Genomic DNA, 18,247 nt, shown 5'->3' with positions numbered 1-18,247 from the left:
AAAGCAGTGACTGTATAAATCCTCAAGCGCTTACACAAATCAAATGATGTAGTAAGCTTAGTAACTCGGACAATACACCAGCAACGAGAAAGAAGACGACGGATATAGCTATTACCATCATGGGTCATTGATTAAGCTACATTCGTATGTTTTACCTCTTTCCAGCACCCTTCTTTAGCAGAAAGTTTAATAGCATCAATAATTTCACAGCATCTCAATCCATCAACAAAATTTGGCTCAGGTGATACCTCATTTTTTAATGAATTCACAAAATTACGGAAACTAAGCGTAAAGGCTTCACCATAACCAATGCCTTGACCAGTAACGCCTACACCTAAATCTCCTCCCAGATCAGGGAACCAGAATAGTTCAGCTCCCGGGTGTGCTCTACCGGTAAAAATGGTTCTATAACCTGATAATGCCACAGGATCAGCACTATCAAAATAATGCAACTCATTGCTTCTTTGCCAGCTAAAACGCACTGCGCCTTTTTCACCAATAACCGTAAAAAAGACATCATTCTTGTATCCAGGCAATGCCCAACCCGCTTTAATTGTGCCTGTAGCACCATTTGTGAATTTGACTAATGCTACGGTCAGATCATCAACTTCCACATTGCCTTTTCGGCTACGATCTTCTGGCAAAGGGCGCTCGGTTATAAACCGTTGCATCGTAGCAGAAACGCTTTCAAATTCGCCAGTCAGGAATCTAGCCAGATCAATAACATGTGCCCCCACATCACCTAATGCACCGGCTCCCGCAGGTTGCTCTTTAAAACGCCAGTGCAAGGGAATAGTGGCATCATTATTATGATCCTGGAGGAAATGTCCTTCAAAATGCCGAATTTCACCTAGCACACCACTTTCGATAAGTTGTTTTGCCTGAACAATTGCTGGCCAGGCACGATAGGTAAAATTGACACGATGAACCTTTCCAGAGGCGATCGCAGCACGGGCCATGCGCGCCGCTGTTTCACTGTCAGTAGACAGGGGTTTTTCACAAATAACGTGTTTACCATGAGCAAATGCATCCAGACAAATTTCACAGTGGCTGTCATTGGGTGTGGCAACATCAACGATATCGATAGTTTCATCACCCGTTATCATTCGCCAATCAGTTCCTGATTCTTGCCATCCCCATCGTTCTGCCTCTTTCTGAGCATATTGAGCATTAAGGTCAACAATCCTTACCAGTTCAAACCTGGCAGAAGGATCATCCATTAATCCGGCAATATTTCGCATTGAAAGACTATGTAGCTTAGCCATGAATCCTGCTCCCACCATCCCAACACGAAATGGTATATTTCCACTGTATTTCTGAATAGTCATATTTATTTTCCTCAATTTAAAACTTGCTGGTTTCGGTTATTGATGACGTCGAATAAATACGTAGTAATGGTAGCAAAATAAAGAAAGCGACAAGGAACAGCACGCTTCCGGCAATAGCAGTAATACCCGCTCCCCAATAATTAATGATCACTCCGCCTATAAATGCCCCAGAACCAATGCCGGTGTTAAACATAGCGACATGTATAGATGAAGCACGCTCTCCAGCATCAGGCGCTAGATTAAGTACGATGGACTGAAGTGTAACAGTGATGAGACAAACACCCATACCCCACAGGCCGACAAATAAATAAGATAAGATGACTCTATTCTTGGAAAAATAAGTAAGTAAAACTATCGATATCACCATTAAGACAAATGAACAAAGCGTAAAAAAAACCAACTTTTTATCAGGAATAAGCCCAGACAAAACATTACCAATAACGCCAAAAATACCGAAAGAGAGCAAAAATAAAGGTAAATGGTCATGTGGTATATAAACAGCATCTTCAAGAATTGGTCCAATATAAGTAAATGCACAAAAATGTCCACAAATAGCAAGCGCAGTGACGGGGAACAGCCTTCGTAAATAAGGTCTGGTTAATAAACCCAGAAGTGAGGTATCTTTATCATTTTTTTCTAATTGCATTGTCGGCATCGTATAAATGATAACAAACATAATCATCAGGCTACTGATAGCAAGCCATAGAAAAGCCAGTTGCCATCCTACTTTCTGCGAAATAAATGTTCCTAGTGGTACGGCGATAACGCTGGCAATCGCAATTCCACCAAACACAATAGCCATTGCCCTTGATTTCCCACCCTGAGGTACGATTTTTACCGCCATAGGGCCCACTATGGACCAAAACACGCCATGTGCAAACGCACCAATAATTCTTCCAAAATAAAGAACAAATAGATCAGATGTTTGAGAAACGATGAGATTCGAAATAGAGAAAGCCAACAAAAGAATTAATAATAGTCTTTTTCTTTCTACGCCAATTAATAAAGACGTAATAAAAACCGCCGATATCGCTACTACCCAAGCATATCCAGTAACGATTAAACCTATTGAGCCAGCAGATTCATTATAAGTTTCACCAATCTCAGTAAGTACACCAATCGGGAGTAACTCCGCAGTTACAAAAACAATAGCAGCCAGTGACAGCATCAAGATCGATATCCATCTGGAAAAAGAACCAGGAATAAATAAGCTGACGTCAGTGTGACTGAAATATTTCATACCATTTTCAATCCATTTTTGTGCTGAGATTCACATTTTTTGCTATCTAAACCTTTACAGCGGTGTCAAAGTCAACATTTTTTTAACTTATGATAATTGTGTTAACAACACCGCTACTCACGCCGAACATCAACACAAGCAGTCTAAAAATAGGTTGTCTATTCAACTAGATAATAGAATACACTCCATATATATAAGATAAAAAAACCGTCCTAATAACCAGTGATGAATAGGAAAGAGCAGAGATCGATACACAAAAAAACTACAAGCTAAATAGTTTTCCGTTTTCTATCGTCGCCTCTTTATCAGGCAACGTGTCTGAATCAGCAGCCGGTAAAAAGTTAACATAGCCCGTAACTAATTAAATATAAAATATATTTTAAATAATTCGAGTTACAGGAAGACGGCAATGCAGCGAATCCCTGATAGCTCACTCAAGTAGTGACTGTGATGAGCGAAGAAAGCCAGCACATCTGTAATGAGAAGGGTAACTGGTATATATACTTAACCCCTGTCGCTATATGAATATACACAGAGCAAGTTGACTTAATGTCTTTGAGGATGTAATGGTTAATTATCCAAGGGGTGCCTTATATAAAGGCTGAGATGGAGTCATCCAAACTCTTTGAACCTGATCCGGGTAATACCGGCGTAGGGATAGGACAAGTATCAGTCACTTCATAAAACATCAGTAAGGCAAGTGTCTTTTCACTCTTACCCTTTCACTCCGCACCCGGATCTCCTGTAATTAATTACTGGAGGGTCTATGTCACCAAGAGAGTTAGAAACCTTAACAAGGTTGTCCAATAAGCCAGGAAAACACCCCCATCCATCTTCACTATCCGCGCCTCGCCTTGCGGTCATTGCTGTAACTTTCCGTAACGATGAATTGATCCTTGTTAAGCGCAGTAAAGAACCACAGAAAGACACCTGGGGTTATCCGGGAGGCTCAGTTGAACCTGGAGAAAGTTTGCATACCGCGGTTTTACGCGAACTCATGGAAGAAACTGGAATCACTGCTGAAATTGAAGCGCTGGTAGATATTGTGGAAGTTATCGGCTATGACTTAACGGGAAAACATCATCATTATGTGTTAATTGCAATGCGGTGCAAATATATTGATGGTGAACTAAGGCCTGGCGATGACGCGACTGACTGCCAATGGGTGCATATATCGGATGGAATTTTTAATTTTGATGGGTTATTGGCAGATCAAGTGAGAGAGGTTGCTTTTAAAGCCTATAATTTACATTGCTCAGTTAAAGAAGGAGAAAAAAATGAGACGAATGTTTCTGGCCGGACCTTTTAAATCACTGGTTAATAGCCGTAGCGGTATCATGTCAGATGAAAGCATTACATTATTTAGCAGAATAATTATTTTTTTTGAAAATATTGGGTGGAATGTTCACTCCGCTCATCGGAGAGAGAATTGGGGGAAAGATTTCATGACACCTGATGCTTGTACAAAAAAGGATTATGAGGAAATTTCTCGTTGTGACTGCTTCGTCGCTTTTCCGGGTTCACCGGTATCACCCGGTACTCATATAGAACTTGGCTGGGCTTCCGCCTTAGGTAAGCCCATAATCATGTTGCTGGAAACACAAAAGACATATGCATACCTTGTACAAGGATTAAATCAAATCACCCAAGTCGAATATATAGAATATGAAAATAACTCAATAAATCCAGAGATTATTGAACAAGCCATCAAACGTCTTGAAAAGAGGGGATAAGTATGCCAGAAAGTTTTAATGATTTGACCCAATTGTATAAGGCAACTCTTCGTCAAGTCTGTTTTAAATATGAATACTACAACTCCCCTCGCGGGCATTCAGAATACGAAATAATTGGTTATAATGTACGGTTAAATAATCCAACCGCCCGTTTCTGTCTTAATACAGAACGAAAACAAAATATCGTTTTCAACTACGCAGAGGCATTGTGGTATTTATCTGGTAAAAATGACGTAGACTTCATTGCTTATTATGCTCCTTCAATGAAACGTTATAGCCCTGATGGAAAGTCCCTGCCCGGAACAGGCTATGGTGCCAGATTAAGATATTATGGTACGAATGCTTTGGATCAGATTGAACGAGCAATCGATATTCTTAAAAATGATGATGCAGACAGTAAGCGCGTGGTTCTCCAGATTTTTAGCGCCGAAGAAGATCTTTTTAGGCGAAATATAGATGTATCGTGTACGTTAGGTTTGCAATTATTATTACGTGACGGGAAACTCAATATGGTTGGTTTCATGCGAGCAAATGATGCCTATATTGGTCTGTTAAATGATATTTTTTCATTTACATTCTTACAAGAATATATTGCATCAAGAATCGGGTGTGAAATTGGTCATTATACTCATCAAGTTGGATCGCTTCATGTCTACGATGATACGTTGAAACGCGCCTTGACAGTGCTCAATAATCAAGAAACCCTTAGACAAAACATATCTATTCCAACGATGCCATTGGGAACATCGAGTGAGACAATAAGTTCTGTACTGAACTTCGAGGCACAAATTCGAAAAGGTCAAGTATCGCTTGATGATTTATTAAATATTCCTCTGTCCCCATACTGGCGGGATATACTGTTGCTCTTCTGGATCTATCGCCAAATCAAGATGGGTGAACAACTGCCCAGGAAAGCAATGGAGTCAATAAATCAATACTATCGTCCTTTTATTATCAACCGCTGGGACAGCACTACTGACTATTAACATAAAGGTAGGAATCTCAATGAATACAAACTGGACTGAAAAACAGACATCTGAACTTTTCGACGCATATGATGATTGGGTTGAAGATCACTTTGGCTATCAACCGATGATCGCTGACTTAACCAACTCATGTGGTAAAGAAATAAATGTACTTGATTATGGATGTGGTGGTGGAAAAGTATCGAGACGCTTAAAAAGCGCGGGTATCGATCATGTTACCGGAGTGGATATTGCGCCCACAATGATAGACAAGGCAAAAGCGGCAGGTGGCGATAAATTGCAGTATGTACATATTTCCGGCCCAATGCTGCCTTTTTCTGATGGTAGTTTTGACGCGGCCATTAGTTGTTTTCTGTTTATCAACATACCGGAACGACTTGAACTATCGCACGTAACCTCAGAAGTCGCACGTCTACTTAAGCCCGGGGGTATATACTATGTCTTAGACACGAATCCGCGGACTACAGGGATACAATATCCCACTTACCGTAATGGTGAATATGGTGTGACCTATCATGACGGAGAAGATCGCCCCGTTTATCTCAATATTCCAGGACAACAATCGCTAAAACTTGTTGATAAAAGCTGGGATGTACAAACATACCATCAAACGTTCTCTCAGGCTGGACTGACACTTATTGAAGAAAAGGAATTGAAATACGTTAATAATTTTGACAATCCTGATCGCCAAAATTTCAATGAACTTCAAGATACCAAACCTTTCATTATGTTTAAGACGGTTAAGGCATCGTGTTGATAGTTTATTTCATAAAACCATAAACTTTTTATTAAAAATCAGCATTATTTACGAAAAAAACCAAAGACAGACTATTTATGTTAAATGCATATACCCGATAAACTTCAAGATGCAGGACAGCGGTAAATGAGTGAATCCAGATAAGTGACTCGAGTGGAGGAATGCAGCCAACACACCTGCATCTTGAAAGGCGAAGGGGATATAGATAGTCACTATTGTTAGCGATAACGACCAGGGAGAGCCATGTGTGACTGAACGATCACTGTTAATAGGTAAGCAGTTACACAGAATTATTTACAGGCTCACAGACAGGAAACGTTACCATGACTCACTTGCAGAGAGCACGCCCACTCGCTTATCAGTGTATTTCAATTATAGCCAGTGCGGTCTCCGCTGTGCTAGCGAAAGTTGCATTACAACAAATATCAACATCTGCCTTTTTACTGGTATTTGCGATTATATCTGCTCTAATTAGTTTTCCTTATATCACATTCAAATCTTTCTATCGTTTTTTTACTTCCTGGTACGGAATACTTGCCATTGCAACTAATCTAGTGGCAATGTTTATGTTCTATCAAGGCTTAAAAGGACTTGATCCTGGGAGCCATGCATTTTTATCTCGAACCCAAATAGCATTTGGTTTTTTACTCTCGCATTGGATTTTCAATGAAAAATTTAATCCAACGAGAATAGGAATTGCGATTGTTTGTATATTTAGTTCACTGATTTCAACTTGGCCAGCACCAAACACACCCTGGCCTTGGGATGCGGTATTAATTACCTCATTCTCAGCTTTTCTTTTCGCCCTTAACTTTGCCATTTTGAAACTTGTATCTATATCAGCAAGCCCCGCCACGATTATATTTTGCTACAATGTAGTATTAATACCATTCCTTGCTGTACAGGTAAAAATTGATTTATTGGACTCACTCATTACAATCCCTTTTTCATTTATATTTGCTTTTACAAGTGCAGTTTCTGCCAGCCTGTCTCTCTTTTTCTATATAAAAAGTGTTTGCCATTTATCTTTCTTTGAATCCAATACGTTGCGTGCTATAAATCCATATATTGTCGCACTGATAGCGTTACCTTTTTTCCCAATGCCACTTACTGCTATAAATGTAATTGGCGCGTTAGCTATGACCGGAGCCTTGTTGGTATTAACCTTAACCAACAAGGCCCCAAGTAATTCATCTTCAGCTTAAGTTAACGTTATCTTGGTTCTATTTACTTTGTGCTGAATAGCCCAAATGACATAATGTGTGCCCCGTCACGAGAACAAGTGTCTAATTTGCAAATGATCGAGTTTGTTGAAGACATCATGTGATTAATTTTTGGTTGCTCAATCATCCACTTGCTACCAGTTAACCGGGAAAAACAAACCTATCATAATGCTGTGCTATCAAATCTTATTACTTTAATTCAACAGCATAATCACCGACAGGAAGTTCCTTATTGATTAGCTTATTTTCGAACAGGAAATGCCCATAACTACGGTAACGTTCAACATCCAACTTCATGGGATCTTTAGCGAAATAAGGTACAGTCGCCATCCAGGCAATCTTATTGAGTTTGTTGTTCAGATCAGGATGACGCTTAGCAAAGACTGCCCATGTTTCCTGCGGATGCATCCTTAGATATTCTGTGCCTTTCTTCAAAGCTATCATAAACTTTTTGATCTTCGGGTCACCGACACTATCTTTGTTAACCAGCACAATCAATTCATCATATGCAGGCACACCATAATCCTCGACATTGAATAGGATTGGTTCGACGCCAAGTTCCCGGATTTCGGGTGCCTCAATATTACGAAAACCACCCAGCACGGCGTCGACATTTTTTGACATCAAGGCACTCACCAATTGGAAGTTGACGTTGATCAGGGTGACATCTTTTAATGTAAGTTTTCCCTGTTTAAGCATGCTGTTCAACGTGGCTTCCTCAATGCCACTAACGGAATAGCCGATCTTTTTTCCCTTCAGGTCAGCCATAGAGTGAATACCTGACGATGATAAAACGGCCAATGTATTCAATGGCGTGTTGATGATAGTACCGACCCGAACCAGTGGTAGTCCTTGATCTGCATACATATAAAGTTGTGGTTGATAGCTAATGGCTATGTCTCCCTGTTTTGCCGCCACCAAACGGGAAGGCGTGCTGGGATCTGCTGGCGGCACGAATTCGACTTCCAACCCTTCCGCCTTAAAAGCACCTATCTGGTCAGCGACAAAGAGAGAAGCATGGTCAGCATTAATAAACCAATCTAACAGAACAGTAACTTTTTCCTGCGCATGTACCGACGTTGCCATTAGTAGACCAAATAACGAGCTGATAACCGTTTTCTTGAGCATTCCTATCCCCTATTTGACATCATGAACGGTTACTCTCCGGGAGCTGATTTTTTCGTTCTGAATCAGGAACCCAGTAGAGAACATGCTTTAGAAATACATCGACCAGTTGCCATAACACGACAGCCATGATCGACAAAATAAAAAGCGCGGCAAAACAGACTGCTGTCTGCGTTCGGGCATTTGCGTTCAACATAACATAGCCAAGTCCACCCGCAGCGCCTACCCATTCACCGATAATTGCCCCAATCGGTGCAATAACTGCAGCTACCCTCAACCCGGAACCGAAGGCGGGTAACGCCGCTATCAGCCGGACATGACGTAATTGTGAGTAAGGAGAGGCCCCCATGGTTTGGGCCAGTTCTAACCAACCTGTTTCAGTTCGCCGTAATCCATCAAAAAAAGAAGCCGTTATCGGGAAAAAAATGACCAAAGTGGTAGCAACAACCTTGGACCAAAGACCAAAACCTAACCAAAGCACGAGCAATGGAGCTAGTGCAAATACCGGTATAGCTTGACTAATAACGAGCACTGGCATCAACCAGCGCTGTAATATCGGTGAAAACATCATCGCCAACGCAAAAAGCACACCGAACAACAGACCAAAGAAAAGACCGAGACAAATTTCAACCATCGTGATCAATGTATGTTTCCAAAGATAGCTTCTGCCGTTCCACAGCGCCTCTACAACTTTAGGCGGCGTTGGTAACATGTAGCTTGGTAAGCTAAATAACCAAGTCCCTCCCCACCAGAGTGCGATTAGACCGAGAAAAATCACTATCCCCCGGCTAATAAGGGCATAACGAGCCAAAAATTTGTTATTCATTGCGCTTGCTCCACAAAAAGACGCAATAGTTCACCTTGGCTTCTTTGCAATTCAGGATCATCCAGGGAGCGAGGAGGATTACCCGCGATAGTAATAGGCTTCCCAATTCCGGCGGGAAGTCCTGATAGCACCATCAAGCAATGACCGAGTCGACATGCTTCCATCGGATCATGCGTAATGAACAACGCGGTACACCCTTCTAGTAACTCAGCAGCCAGATCTTGTACTTTAACTCGGGTAATAGCATCTAATGCCGAGAAAGGTTCATCCATCAGGACAATGGGACGCCGTTCGTAGAGCGTTCTAGCAATAGCCGCTCGTTGCCGCATTCCTCCTGATAATTCAGCGGGCAATGCAGTGCGTCGGTTTGCCAGCCCTACGCGTTCAAGTAGATGTTCCGCCCAGCGTTTATCAACCTTTTCTCGTCTTAATCTTGCACCAAGCGTTACATTTTCAAAAAGGTTAAGCCACGGATATAGCAGATCCTGCTGGCCCATATAGGCAATGCGATTATTGAGTGGTTGTCCATCCGTACCGCATACATTTCCGGATGTCGCGTTGGAAAGCCCGGCAATAATCTTTAGTAAACTACTTTTACCAACACCACTCTCACCGAGTAATACCGCAAACTCGCCACCTTTAATCTCGAAAGTCAGCTTATTGAAAACAGTATGGTTACCAAAACGTAAGGTAAGGTTATCTACGCGGATTCCCGGAATCCCACTATTTCCCGCTGCTGAGGATACGGACTGATGGGGGCCAGACGTTTTTCCCATTACACGCTACCTTTTTAAAAATTCATATAATAGAGGGTAGTCATTTCATCACAGAGGAGCCGTCTTATCCGCCAAGAGTCAATATTTTGTCATATGGCAAGGAAATATCTTAAATAATTGAGCTAATTGTTTGTAATGATGGCTAACTTAATTCAATGCCATTAGCAAGCTTGCATAGCAACATGCTGGTTCATAATGTAGAGCCTTCATCATCTGGTGGTTAATTACTACAGATAAACTCAATCATTACCTTTCATCACCACTATATTGTCCTTAAGGCGACGGAAAGCCGCATTAGCCTCACTGATGATCAGTTGCTCATCAACGTGCGTAAGAACCCTGCCGCGCATCACAATTTCACCATTAATAATTACCGTATCAACGGTACTGCCATTAGCAGCAAAAACAAGATGGCTGGTTAGATGAACCGGTGTATCGCGCAAAAGTGGTGTAAAGATTGCGTTATTCGTTTCAACGAGAATGATGTCTGCTTTTTTGCCCACAGCCAGTTGACCAGTTTCATGCCCCAATGCTTTTGCTCCATGATGAGTAGCCATATGCAGGACTTCTCTGGCTGGCATCAAGCTGGCATCGACACGGCTTGCACGTTGCAATAAAGAAGCGTATTTCATAACTTCAAACATGTCTGCACTATTATTGCATTCTACTGCGTCATGTCCGAGCCCAACATTAATACCTGCAGCCAATATCTCGGGGACACGCGCAATACCGTTACCCAGTTTTGCATTGGAGTTTGGGTTATGGGAGATGTGGGTTCCGGTTTCGGCCATCATGGCGATTTCACCATCACTGAGCCAAACACAGTGGGCAGCGATAGTGTCAGGGCCGAGCAGCCCCATATCATATGCCAGCTCCGTTGGCCGACGCCCAAACTTTTCCAGACAGAAATCGACTTCAGTTTGCGATTCATTTAGGTGCACATGAATGCCACTTCCCAATGTATCCGCCATGGCTCGCGCCTCGCGTAATAAATCAGGTGAAGCCAAGGGAAGCCACTCAATACCTACGCGTACCTCGATACGACCATTGGCCTTGCCGTGATTACGCTGATAAGCATCGTAGTTATCCTGGAGACAGTCTAAATGATGTTCCTTGAGTGCAACATCGTTGCACAGCACCGCTCGTATGCCAATTTCTTCAGCAGCCATGGCCAGAGAATCGAGCTGACGGTACATGTCGTTAACCGTCGTTGTACCTGCTTTAATGGACTCCGTATAGCTGGCGAGCGCAGCCCAGTAAGCCGCTTCTGGATCCAATGCTCTCACCAATGGATACCAACACTCATCCAGATATTCCCACAAAGGCATATGGTCATTGAAACCTTTACCTATAGCGGTGTGATAATGCAGATCGATTAATCCCGGCATCACGATTTTATTCGAGGCATCAATTACTTCGTCTGTCGGGAAACATTCGAAAGACTGGCTTGCAGGCAGAATAGCGGCGAGTCGATCTCCATTGACAATAACAGTACCGCTTTCGTAATAAGTACCCGCTTCATCCAACGTGAGTACCATGCCGTTTTTGATAATGATTCGCCCCATCATTCCTCCACGTTTCCCATATAAAAATAATTTGGATCTGTGTCGCCAGAAGAGAAGACTGTATCGGTATCGCAGACAATCCCACTGATAAAAAACGAACAAAATATAGAGTAAATAGAAAGTTACCAAAACAGATAGCACGACATTTTCACTATATGACTATAGACAGAAAAAAAGTTTTAACAAACCGGGCATCTGTAGTCATTCCCCGGTCCATTTCTGCCGTAACGCTTTAGTCTGTTGATGTGCTTGCGGATCAATATATTTATTCAAAGGAGCGCATACCTGTTAAGCATAGTGCATCACATGTGCCGCTATTTCTTGCCCAAACGCATGCATAAAAAAAGGGGGGGGGGGATTTCACTATATTGAGGGGAAACATAACAAATAAAAAAACAGTAAGTCATGACAACTTACTGTTTTTTTTATTTCTTACTGGCCTCGTCCGAACATTAATGGACAAAACCTTTAGAGAAGATGGTCGGCGAGAGAGGATTCGAACCTCCGACCCACTGGTCCCAAACCAGTTGCGCTACCAAGCTGCGCTACTCGCCGATAAATTTACTGCTTTGATGCCACTGACATCATCATTTGTGTGGTGCGAAGAGAGGGACTTGAACCCTCACGTCCGTTAAGACACTAACACCTGAAGCTAGCGCGTCTACCAATTCCGCCACCTTCGCATATTCACAAACTTTAAAATCTGGGGTGGCTAATGGGACTCGAACCCACGACAACTGGAATCACAATCCAGGGCTCTACCAACTGAGCTATAGCCACCATATACCACTACGTTACTACCTGCATTCGGTACTTCTGTTACGGGGTAAAATACCTCCGCAGCTCTCGCACTCATAATAATGGTGCGCCCGACAGGATTCGAACCTGAGACCTCTGCCTCCGGAGGGCAGCGCTCTATCCAGCTGAGCTACGGGCGCATAGCGCCGTTGCGGGTGGGGATAGTACGGATTTAATGAGTAGCTGTCTAGTGCTTTTTTTCAGAAACGATGCGTTTGCTTATGCTTTGTTCATTTACTGGCACATTGCCCTCCACATCAACTCACTGGTCTGTTTTTTATACACATCTCCACGCAGGGTTAACCGTTACAAACGACCGCTGAAATGATAGGCCAGGTAACGCAGCAACTTAATTTGTCGCCTGATTCGGCTGGGTTCGGTGAGTAACCGATAAAACCATTCCAGTCCCAGATTTTGCCAGACCAGCGGTGCACGTTTTACCCGTCCGGTAAAAACATCATATGTTCCACCCACACCCATATAAAGTGCATACGGGTAAGACTGCTGACAGTCTCGCATCAGTATTTCCTGTCTCGGCGTACCCATCGCTACCGTGACAATCTGCGCACTGCTATCGCTCACCTGCTGAAAGAGTGCCTGGCGCTGTTCCGGCACAAAGTAACCTGTATGGCTGCCAACGATATTGACCTTCCACTGTGCACGGAGCTTATCTACCGTTTGCGCCAGCACATCCGGTTTACCCCCGATCAGGAAAACCGGGGTCCCTTCTCGACCGGCACGCTGCATTATCGCCTCCCATAAATCAGCACCAGCAATCCGTGCGACCTCCGCCTGTGGATATTTTCGCCTGATAGACCGCACGATGCTGATACCGTCGGCATATTTATACTCTGCCTCGTCTATCAGGGTACGTAACTCTGAGTCGTTCTCTGTAGCCAGCAACTTTTCCGCATTCATGGCAATCAATGCCCCGGTTTTTACCCTCACCCCCTCGAAAAGATAATCCACACACTGCGCCATATGACAAAATCCATATAGCGTTATCCCCCGGATGGTGTAGCGGGGAATCACGTCATGTTCTTCTATCTCTCTTTTCATCGCATAGTGTCTGTTGGTGTGGCTGACGTTGAATGTGTCAAGGCTAGAGAACAGCGTCGTTGTCGGATAACCCCTGCACTGTCCAACAACCAATACAATAATTTGGCCATTAATAGGCAACTGCCGAAAATAAAACAGAAAAAGACGATCCGGGAAACAAAGGCATCTACACCTTCACGCGCCAGAACGATAATATTGAATACCGCACCAAAGCAGAAGCTTTGCAGAATTGCCGCCTTATAACGATTACTGTCACGTAATCCGGCATCATACAGCCAGTCAAACCATTTAATGATCAACCCAACGACCACCGCACCCAGAGGAATAAAGGCTACTCCGCCCATGATCAGTAATGACCCCAATAATGTTGGGGAAATGGCCAGCCCAGCGTGGTAATTCAGTACATCCCAGGTAAAGTAGTTGGCACTGTTCAGTATCAACGTGGGGCGGGACGGCCACAGCCAGCCAGGTATAAATACGTAGAAATCCCTCACCACCGGAGCCAACCCCTGAAACGTGATACGGTCGTAATGCTGCCACAACAATGCCAGATTCTCCCAGGGAGAAAACGTATCGCGCGTCAGGTAGAGAAAGGTATAAAACGCCGCTGCACCACTGACATCCAGGTTATAGCGAGCCAACGCCAACCCGAACATACCAACCACCCCCACTGTACCGGCCACCGCCAGCATCCATAATGTAATCCAGCCGCGTCGGATACCGATAAACAGGAACAGGGCAAATGCAATAATAATGTTGGCGCGGGTTCCCCCGATGATGAGGTAAGTCAGGATGCCAAAAGAGACGGTAGCGAGCAGGAACAGGCACCAGGCAACCCGGGTCTGATGCAGGAAATAGATCACCAACATGGCGGGGATAAAAAAATAGAAGAAGCGTTTTAACGCCACATCAGAGACTGCACTGGAAAAAATCTGGCTATAAGAATCTAGCTTGAACAACAGAAAGCCATTATTCAGAAAAAACACGCCGGCGGTACACACGGCAACCAACGCCAGCAGTAGCCAGGTAATATGAGCTTCCACCCGGGTCATGGTAAATACAGGGGGACGGGTTACGCGGTTTTTGGGTCGCAGCCGGGTTTTATAGACGACGAAGTAGATAGCATAAAAAGCCGTGGCAGAAAGCATGGCCTGCAGCAAATATTCCGCTGGAGCGACTTCAACATCAAACCTGAAAACCAGGATACAGGTGAGCGGAAAACCAAAATAAAACGTTAAGAGGTAAAGTAGGGAAAACAGCACGTTAAAATTAAAACGCACCCGTCGGAACTCCTGCCAGGTCAGGAATAGGATGAACACCACGGAGATCAGATAAACCGCCAGCAGGCCACTGAACTGCGCTTGCGTCATGACGATTCTCCTGCTGCCTGCGCCAGCGCTTGTCGCCAGCCATACAGATAATTAGGGTAAAAGAACGCTATCTGCTGCTTATTCACCAATGCCAATTCACGCTGGGCTCTGCGCACTACAGTCTCATCAAGCACATCACCATAAAACAATACTGGCAGATTTTGTGCCGTCAAATCCTGCCTGAAAGGGTTTTTTCGGCTGATAACAAACGGTATGCCACACTGAATGAGCAGACACAGTGTCCCGATTCCCTGCTGGCGGTTAAAAATAAAATAACCCAAATCACAAGTACGCAGCATCGCCAGATAATCATCAAAAGACATTGGCAGGCGGAGCAGTTGGAAATACTTCACGCCAAACAACGAGTTACCCACCTGCTGAACCTGTGAAATATAGACATCATTATTGGCCGGATAGCCCATGGGGACAAGCACCCGGACCCGACAGCCAAACTGTTCATGAATGGCGTGTAAGGCTTCGATATGTCGATTGGTACGATCGCCAGAATTCCCGACCAGTATAGTCAGTGGCGCGGTTGGGTCTTTTTCATGCTCAGCATTGTCAAATTCCGGAGTCATGCGGGTCGGGAAATAAAGTAGTGAGGCACCAACCTGGGCTGTTCGCTGTTGGTAATGAAATAAATCACCACGAGTGGCAAAAACATGACCAACACGCCGTTGGGCAATACGGCGCATCAGATAGAACAAGCGATACTTCCAACTGGTAGCCTCTTCATACAAGTCCGCCCCCCATATGTGCCAGTAAGCCTGTGATGGCTTAATTCCACCAGACATCAACGCAAGCCAAATCAATGGGTTAAACTGACCGTGGAAAAAGAAACGCGTATCCCTGTCGGCTTTAGCCAACGCAACAACGGCCTTTGCCAGCGTGTTTTTATCAGGATAAAATGCAATGGTTAACGCCGGAAAATCATTCAACGGCACCGTATCACGGGCAACCACCATAAAACGCTGTACTTGCCGGGCCGGTAATTGCGGCGACAGAGTGTCGTTAAAAAAACGCAGCACAGTGTGATTATGGTGTGGAATATCCGCCCCTAAAACATGAATGAGAGTTGTCATGCACGCCTACAATAGATAATGAATACACTGCAACACAGCAAAAAATAGATCAGATACGTCACCATATACGCTTGAACCGCGCCCAGGGCCCCATGAAGGGGAATCAGCCAGTGTGAGAACCCGGCCAACAGCAAAAACTGGCTCACTTCCGTCAGCAAATAAAAACGCAGTGCCGCCCTGGCAATGACAACATAACCGAAGAGATAGGATCCCACTTTCAACACATCTCCAGTGAGCTGCCACGGAAATAGATCCCGCATGGCGATAAACTGCCGGGAAAAAAGCAGCCAGATGACCACATCCCGCAGCAGCCATATGCAAAAGCTGGCCGCCATCACCGCAGGCAGTACAAATTTGAGAGATTTCACGACCTCTTGGGCAATAGCGCGTCTATCAACCAGGCGAGATAACGTTGGCAGCAAGTAAACACTAAAGGAGGCGGTAATAAATTGCAGATAGGCATCCGAAATGGTGCTGACACCTTGCCAGACCCCCACTGCTTCCCAGTTGTAATGCGCGGCCAGTTGGTTACGCATCATAATGTAGACCACCGGCATGGTTACCGCTGTCATCAAGGCCATCAGTGTAAACTTGGCGAGATTGCCAGCCTGCACATTATCCCAGCACGGCATTAACGCCCTCAGCCCGATATGTGCTCGGCGCCTCAACCACCAGCCAGCAGGTAACACGACCAATGCAGGGACTAGCGCCAACCCTACCAGCGCTCCGGTATAACCATCAGATTGAAAACAGAGGTAATAAGCGATCAATCCAATCAGACTGCCGGCAATAATGGTCAGTGCCGTTCCCCGGACATCCCGATACCCCTTCAGGATGGACAGAAACAGGTTGGCACAGGCAATCCCCAATTGGATGAATGCCAATGCACGAATGACGGACTGGTAATGCTCATTCCCGAACAACAGTTGGGAAATAGGGGCCGCAGCCAACAAAAACAGCACCGCCAGCAGCGCCGAACAACCCAGGACCACTACCACTGATGTCCCCAGCAAGGCGTTTAGCTGTTCTGGTTGTTGCTGATACTCGGCAACGTATTTGGTCACACCGTTAAAAATACCGGCACCCGCCAATACGCCTAAAACAGTAATCAACTGACGGAAATTTCCTGCCTGACCAACACCTTCCGGGCCGAATGTCACTGCCAACAGTTTGATCACCACCAGCCCCACACCAATTTTTATCAGTGTCGAAACCGCCGTCCACATTGATGCTCTGGCTAATGACATATCAGGAAAAGAAACTCAAAACAGTGTTGATCACAGTACGCTGATTTATATTTTTCAGATTGTAAAACAGGGGTAGCCGCACCAGACGATCGCTCTCACGAGTCGTATAGCGATCTTCCCCTGCAAAGCGTCCGAATCGCTGACCCGCAGGGCAATTGTGCAGTGGGATGTAGTGGAACACGGTCAGAATTTCCGCTTCCTTCATATGATTGATAAACGCCGTGCGTTCTGCCGCATCCCGTAGCTTGATATAAAACATATGCGCATTGTGTTCACAGTCGGCGGGGATATAAGGCAGTTCGAGCCGGCCCGCTGCCGCCAGCGGCTTAAACGCTTGCTCATAGTTTTGCCATAGTTGCAGGCGGCGATCATTAATGCGCTTCACAGCCTCCAGTTGTCCCCACAGATAGGCTGCCTGTATATCCGCCATCAAATAGCTGGAGCCGATATCCCGCCAGGTATATTTATCGACTTGTCCCCGGAAAAACTGGCTGCGATTGGTACCTTTTTCACGGATGATTTCCGCCCGTTCAATCAGCGTCGGCTCATTAATCAGCGTCGCCCCGCCTTCACCACCCGCAGTATAATTCTTGGTTTCATGAAAGCTGAAACAACCCACATGTCCGATGGATCCCAGCGGACGACCTTTATAACGCGACATCATCCCCTGCGCCGCATCCTCAACTACATGCAGGTGATATTTCTCCGCCAGCGCCATAATGACATCCATGTCGCAACCCACGCCGGCATAATGCACCGGAACAATAACTCTGGTCTTTTCAGTGATAGCCGCTTCGATTTTGCTTTCGTCGATGTTCATCGTATCCGGGCGAATATCCACAAACACAATGCTGGCACCACGCAGAACAAACGCGTTGGCAGTAGAAACAAATGTGTAGCTTGGCATGATCACTTCATCACCGGGCTGAATATTTAGCATAATGGCAGCCATCTCCAGCGATGCAGTACAGGAAGGCGTCAGCAGTGCTTTCTGACTGCCGGAATACTGCTCCAGCCATTGCTGACAACGGCGGGTAAAACCACCATCGCCACAGAGTTTTCCGCTGCGCATCGCCGCCTGCATATACTCCAGTTCAGAACCCACAATGGCTGGCGCGTTAAAAGGAATCAT

The 18,247-nt window shown here is 44.8% G+C and carries 16 protein-coding genes, 4 tRNA genes and 1 riboswitch; of the genes, 5 read left to right on the top strand and 15 right to left on the bottom strand.

Annotation, left to right across the window (positions count from 1 at the left end; all coding sequences use genetic code 11):
• Positions 1–131: 131 nt before the first annotated feature.
• Both CWC46_RS03930 and CWC46_RS03925 read right to left on the bottom strand, forming a co-directional pair.
• Entirely contained in the window at positions 132–1,328 is a 1,197-nt protein-coding gene (locus CWC46_RS03930) for a Gfo/Idh/MocA family protein (RefSeq protein ID WP_021013503.1), read from the bottom strand.
• 16 nt (positions 1,329–1,344) lie between these two features.
• Positions 1,345–2,496, bottom strand: coding sequence for an MFS transporter (locus tag CWC46_RS03925; RefSeq protein ID WP_021013504.1), 1,152 nt, complete (start codon positions 2,494–2,496; stop codon positions 1,345–1,347).
• 643 nt (positions 2,497–3,139) lie between these two features.
• A riboswitch (TPP riboswitch) is annotated at positions 3,140–3,244 on the top strand.
• Between the two features lie 90 nt (positions 3,245–3,334).
• On the opposite strand from CWC46_RS03925, the gene CWC46_RS03920 reads away from it, so the two are divergent.
• From CWC46_RS03920 to CWC46_RS03900, 5 genes are all read left to right on the top strand, one after another.
• On the top strand, positions 3,335–3,877 hold the full coding sequence (locus CWC46_RS03920) for an NUDIX hydrolase (RefSeq protein WP_021013505.1): 543 nt from the start codon (positions 3,335–3,337) through the stop codon (positions 3,875–3,877).
• Positions 3,846–4,301, top strand: a complete 456-nt coding sequence (locus tag CWC46_RS03915) for a nucleoside 2-deoxyribosyltransferase (protein WP_021013506.1) — start codon at positions 3,846–3,848, stop codon at positions 4,299–4,301. Before CWC46_RS03920 ends, CWC46_RS03915 begins: the two co-directional genes overlap by 32 nt.
• Positions 4,302–4,303: 2 nt before the next feature.
• Complete coding sequence (locus CWC46_RS03910) at positions 4,304–5,287, top strand: thymidylate synthase (RefSeq protein ID WP_021013507.1); 984 nt, start codon at positions 4,304–4,306, stop codon at positions 5,285–5,287.
• 19 nt (positions 5,288–5,306) lie between these two features.
• A complete protein-coding gene (locus CWC46_RS03905; protein ID WP_021013508.1) occupies positions 5,307–6,044 on the top strand; it encodes a class I SAM-dependent methyltransferase in 738 nt (245 codons plus the stop codon).
• Between the two features lie 323 nt (positions 6,045–6,367).
• The gene (locus tag CWC46_RS03900; RefSeq protein ID WP_021013509.1) at positions 6,368–7,249 is read left to right on the top strand and encodes an EamA family transporter; all 882 of its coding nucleotides are present in this window, start codon (positions 6,368–6,370) and stop codon (positions 7,247–7,249) included.
• A gap of 207 nt (positions 7,250–7,456) precedes the next feature.
• Here CWC46_RS03900 and CWC46_RS03895 read toward each other — a convergent pair whose 3' ends face one another.
• The 13 genes from CWC46_RS03895 to rffA form a co-directional block, all read right to left on the bottom strand.
• A complete protein-coding gene (locus CWC46_RS03895) occupies positions 7,457–8,395 on the bottom strand; it encodes an ABC transporter substrate-binding protein (protein WP_021013510.1) in 939 nt (312 codons plus the stop codon).
• 19 nt (positions 8,396–8,414) lie between these two features.
• Complete coding sequence (locus CWC46_RS03890; RefSeq protein WP_021013511.1) at positions 8,415–9,218, bottom strand: ABC transporter permease; 804 nt, start codon at positions 9,216–9,218, stop codon at positions 8,415–8,417.
• Entirely contained in the window at positions 9,215–9,994 is a 780-nt protein-coding gene (locus CWC46_RS03885) for an ABC transporter ATP-binding protein (protein WP_021013512.1), read from the bottom strand. Before CWC46_RS03885 ends, CWC46_RS03890 begins: the two co-directional genes overlap by 4 nt.
• 239 nt (positions 9,995–10,233) lie before the next feature.
• Positions 10,234–11,562 carry an amidohydrolase family protein gene (locus CWC46_RS03880; RefSeq protein ID WP_051391431.1) on the bottom strand — a complete coding sequence of 443 codons (1,329 nt, stop codon included), beginning with the start codon at positions 11,560–11,562 and terminating at the stop codon, positions 10,234–10,236.
• A 475-nt stretch (positions 11,563–12,037) separates the two neighbouring features.
• Positions 12,038–12,114 (bottom strand) — tRNA-Pro (locus CWC46_RS03875).
• A gap of 41 nt (positions 12,115–12,155) precedes the next feature.
• Positions 12,156–12,242: transfer RNA gene (locus CWC46_RS03870), tRNA-Leu, on the bottom strand.
• A 21-nt stretch (positions 12,243–12,263) separates the two neighbouring features.
• Positions 12,264–12,339 (bottom strand) — tRNA-His (locus CWC46_RS03865).
• A gap of 81 nt (positions 12,340–12,420) precedes the next feature.
• Positions 12,421–12,497 (bottom strand) — tRNA-Arg (locus CWC46_RS03860).
• Between the two features lie 166 nt (positions 12,498–12,663).
• Positions 12,664–13,416, bottom strand: a complete 753-nt coding sequence (gene wecG / locus CWC46_RS03855; protein WP_021013514.1) for a lipopolysaccharide N-acetylmannosaminouronosyltransferase — start codon at positions 13,414–13,416, stop codon at positions 12,664–12,666.
• Positions 13,413–14,786 (bottom strand): ECA oligosaccharide polymerase, encoded by a 1,374-nt coding sequence (gene wzyE, locus CWC46_RS03850; protein ID WP_021013515.1) that lies wholly within the window; start codon positions 14,784–14,786, stop codon positions 13,413–13,415. Before wzyE ends, wecG begins: the two co-directional genes overlap by 4 nt.
• Complete coding sequence (locus CWC46_RS03845) at positions 14,783–15,868, bottom strand: TDP-N-acetylfucosamine:lipid II N-acetylfucosaminyltransferase (RefSeq protein ID WP_021013516.1); 1,086 nt, start codon at positions 15,866–15,868, stop codon at positions 14,783–14,785. Before CWC46_RS03845 ends, wzyE begins: the two co-directional genes overlap by 4 nt.
• Complete coding sequence (wzxE, locus tag CWC46_RS03840; RefSeq protein WP_037380339.1) at positions 15,865–17,115, bottom strand: lipid III flippase WzxE; 1,251 nt, start codon at positions 17,113–17,115, stop codon at positions 15,865–15,867. The genes CWC46_RS03845 and wzxE overlap by 4 nt, the downstream gene beginning before the upstream one ends.
• A 1-nt stretch (position 17,116) precedes the next feature.
• Entirely contained in the window at positions 17,117–18,247 is a 1,131-nt protein-coding gene (gene rffA, locus CWC46_RS03835) for a dTDP-4-amino-4,6-dideoxygalactose transaminase (RefSeq protein WP_021013518.1), read from the bottom strand.

The sequence above is a fragment of the Prodigiosinella confusarubida genome (assembly GCF_002847015.1).
Classification (GTDB): domain Bacteria; phylum Pseudomonadota; class Gammaproteobacteria; order Enterobacterales; family Enterobacteriaceae; genus Prodigiosinella; species Prodigiosinella aquatilis.
Note: the sequence above shows the minus strand (reverse complement) of the source record. Positions and strands in the feature narration are given on the sequence as shown.

Coding starts and splice junctions, on each gene's coding strand:
- CWC46_RS03930 (WP_021013503.1), bottom strand. CDS start 1,328: ATGACTATTCAGAAATACAGTGGAAATATACCATTTCGTGTTGGGATG.
- CWC46_RS03925 (WP_021013504.1), bottom strand. CDS start 2,496: ATGCTGTCACTGGCTGCTATTGTTTTTGTAACTGCGGAGTTACTCCCG.
- CWC46_RS03920 (WP_021013505.1), top strand. CDS start 3,335: ATGTCACCAAGAGAGTTAGAAACCTTAACAAGGTTGTCCAATAAGCCA.
- CWC46_RS03915 (WP_021013506.1), top strand. CDS start 3,846: ATGAGACGAATGTTTCTGGCCGGACCTTTTAAATCACTGGTTAATAGC.
- CWC46_RS03910 (WP_021013507.1), top strand. CDS start 4,304: ATGCCAGAAAGTTTTAATGATTTGACCCAATTGTATAAGGCAACTCTT.
- CWC46_RS03905 (WP_021013508.1), top strand. CDS start 5,307: ATGAATACAAACTGGACTGAAAAACAGACATCTGAACTTTTCGACGCA.
- CWC46_RS03900 (WP_021013509.1), top strand. CDS start 6,368: ATGACTCACTTGCAGAGAGCACGCCCACTCGCTTATCAGTGTATTTCA.
- CWC46_RS03895 (WP_021013510.1), bottom strand. CDS start 8,395: ATGCTCAAGAAAACGGTTATCAGCTCGTTATTTGGTCTACTAATGGCA.
- CWC46_RS03890 (WP_021013511.1), bottom strand. CDS start 9,218: ATGAATAACAAATTTTTGGCTCGTTATGCCCTTATTAGCCGGGGGATA.
- CWC46_RS03885 (WP_021013512.1), bottom strand. CDS start 9,994: ATGGGAAAAACGTCTGGCCCCCATCAGTCCGTATCCTCAGCAGCGGGA.
- CWC46_RS03880 (WP_051391431.1), bottom strand. CDS start 11,562: ATGATGGGGCGAATCATTATCAAAAACGGCATGGTACTCACGTTGGAT.
- wecG (WP_021013514.1), bottom strand. CDS start 13,416: ATGAAAAGAGAGATAGAAGAACATGACGTGATTCCCCGCTACACCATC.
- wzyE (WP_021013515.1), bottom strand. CDS start 14,786: ATGACGCAAGCGCAGTTCAGTGGCCTGCTGGCGGTTTATCTGATCTCC.
- CWC46_RS03845 (WP_021013516.1), bottom strand. CDS start 15,868: ATGACAACTCTCATTCATGTTTTAGGGGCGGATATTCCACACCATAAT.
- wzxE (WP_037380339.1), bottom strand. CDS start 17,115: ATGTCATTAGCCAGAGCATCAATGTGGACGGCGGTTTCGACACTGATA.
- rffA (WP_021013518.1), bottom strand. CDS start 18,247: ATGATTCCTTTTAACGCGCCAGCCATTGTGGGTTCTGAACTGGAGTAT.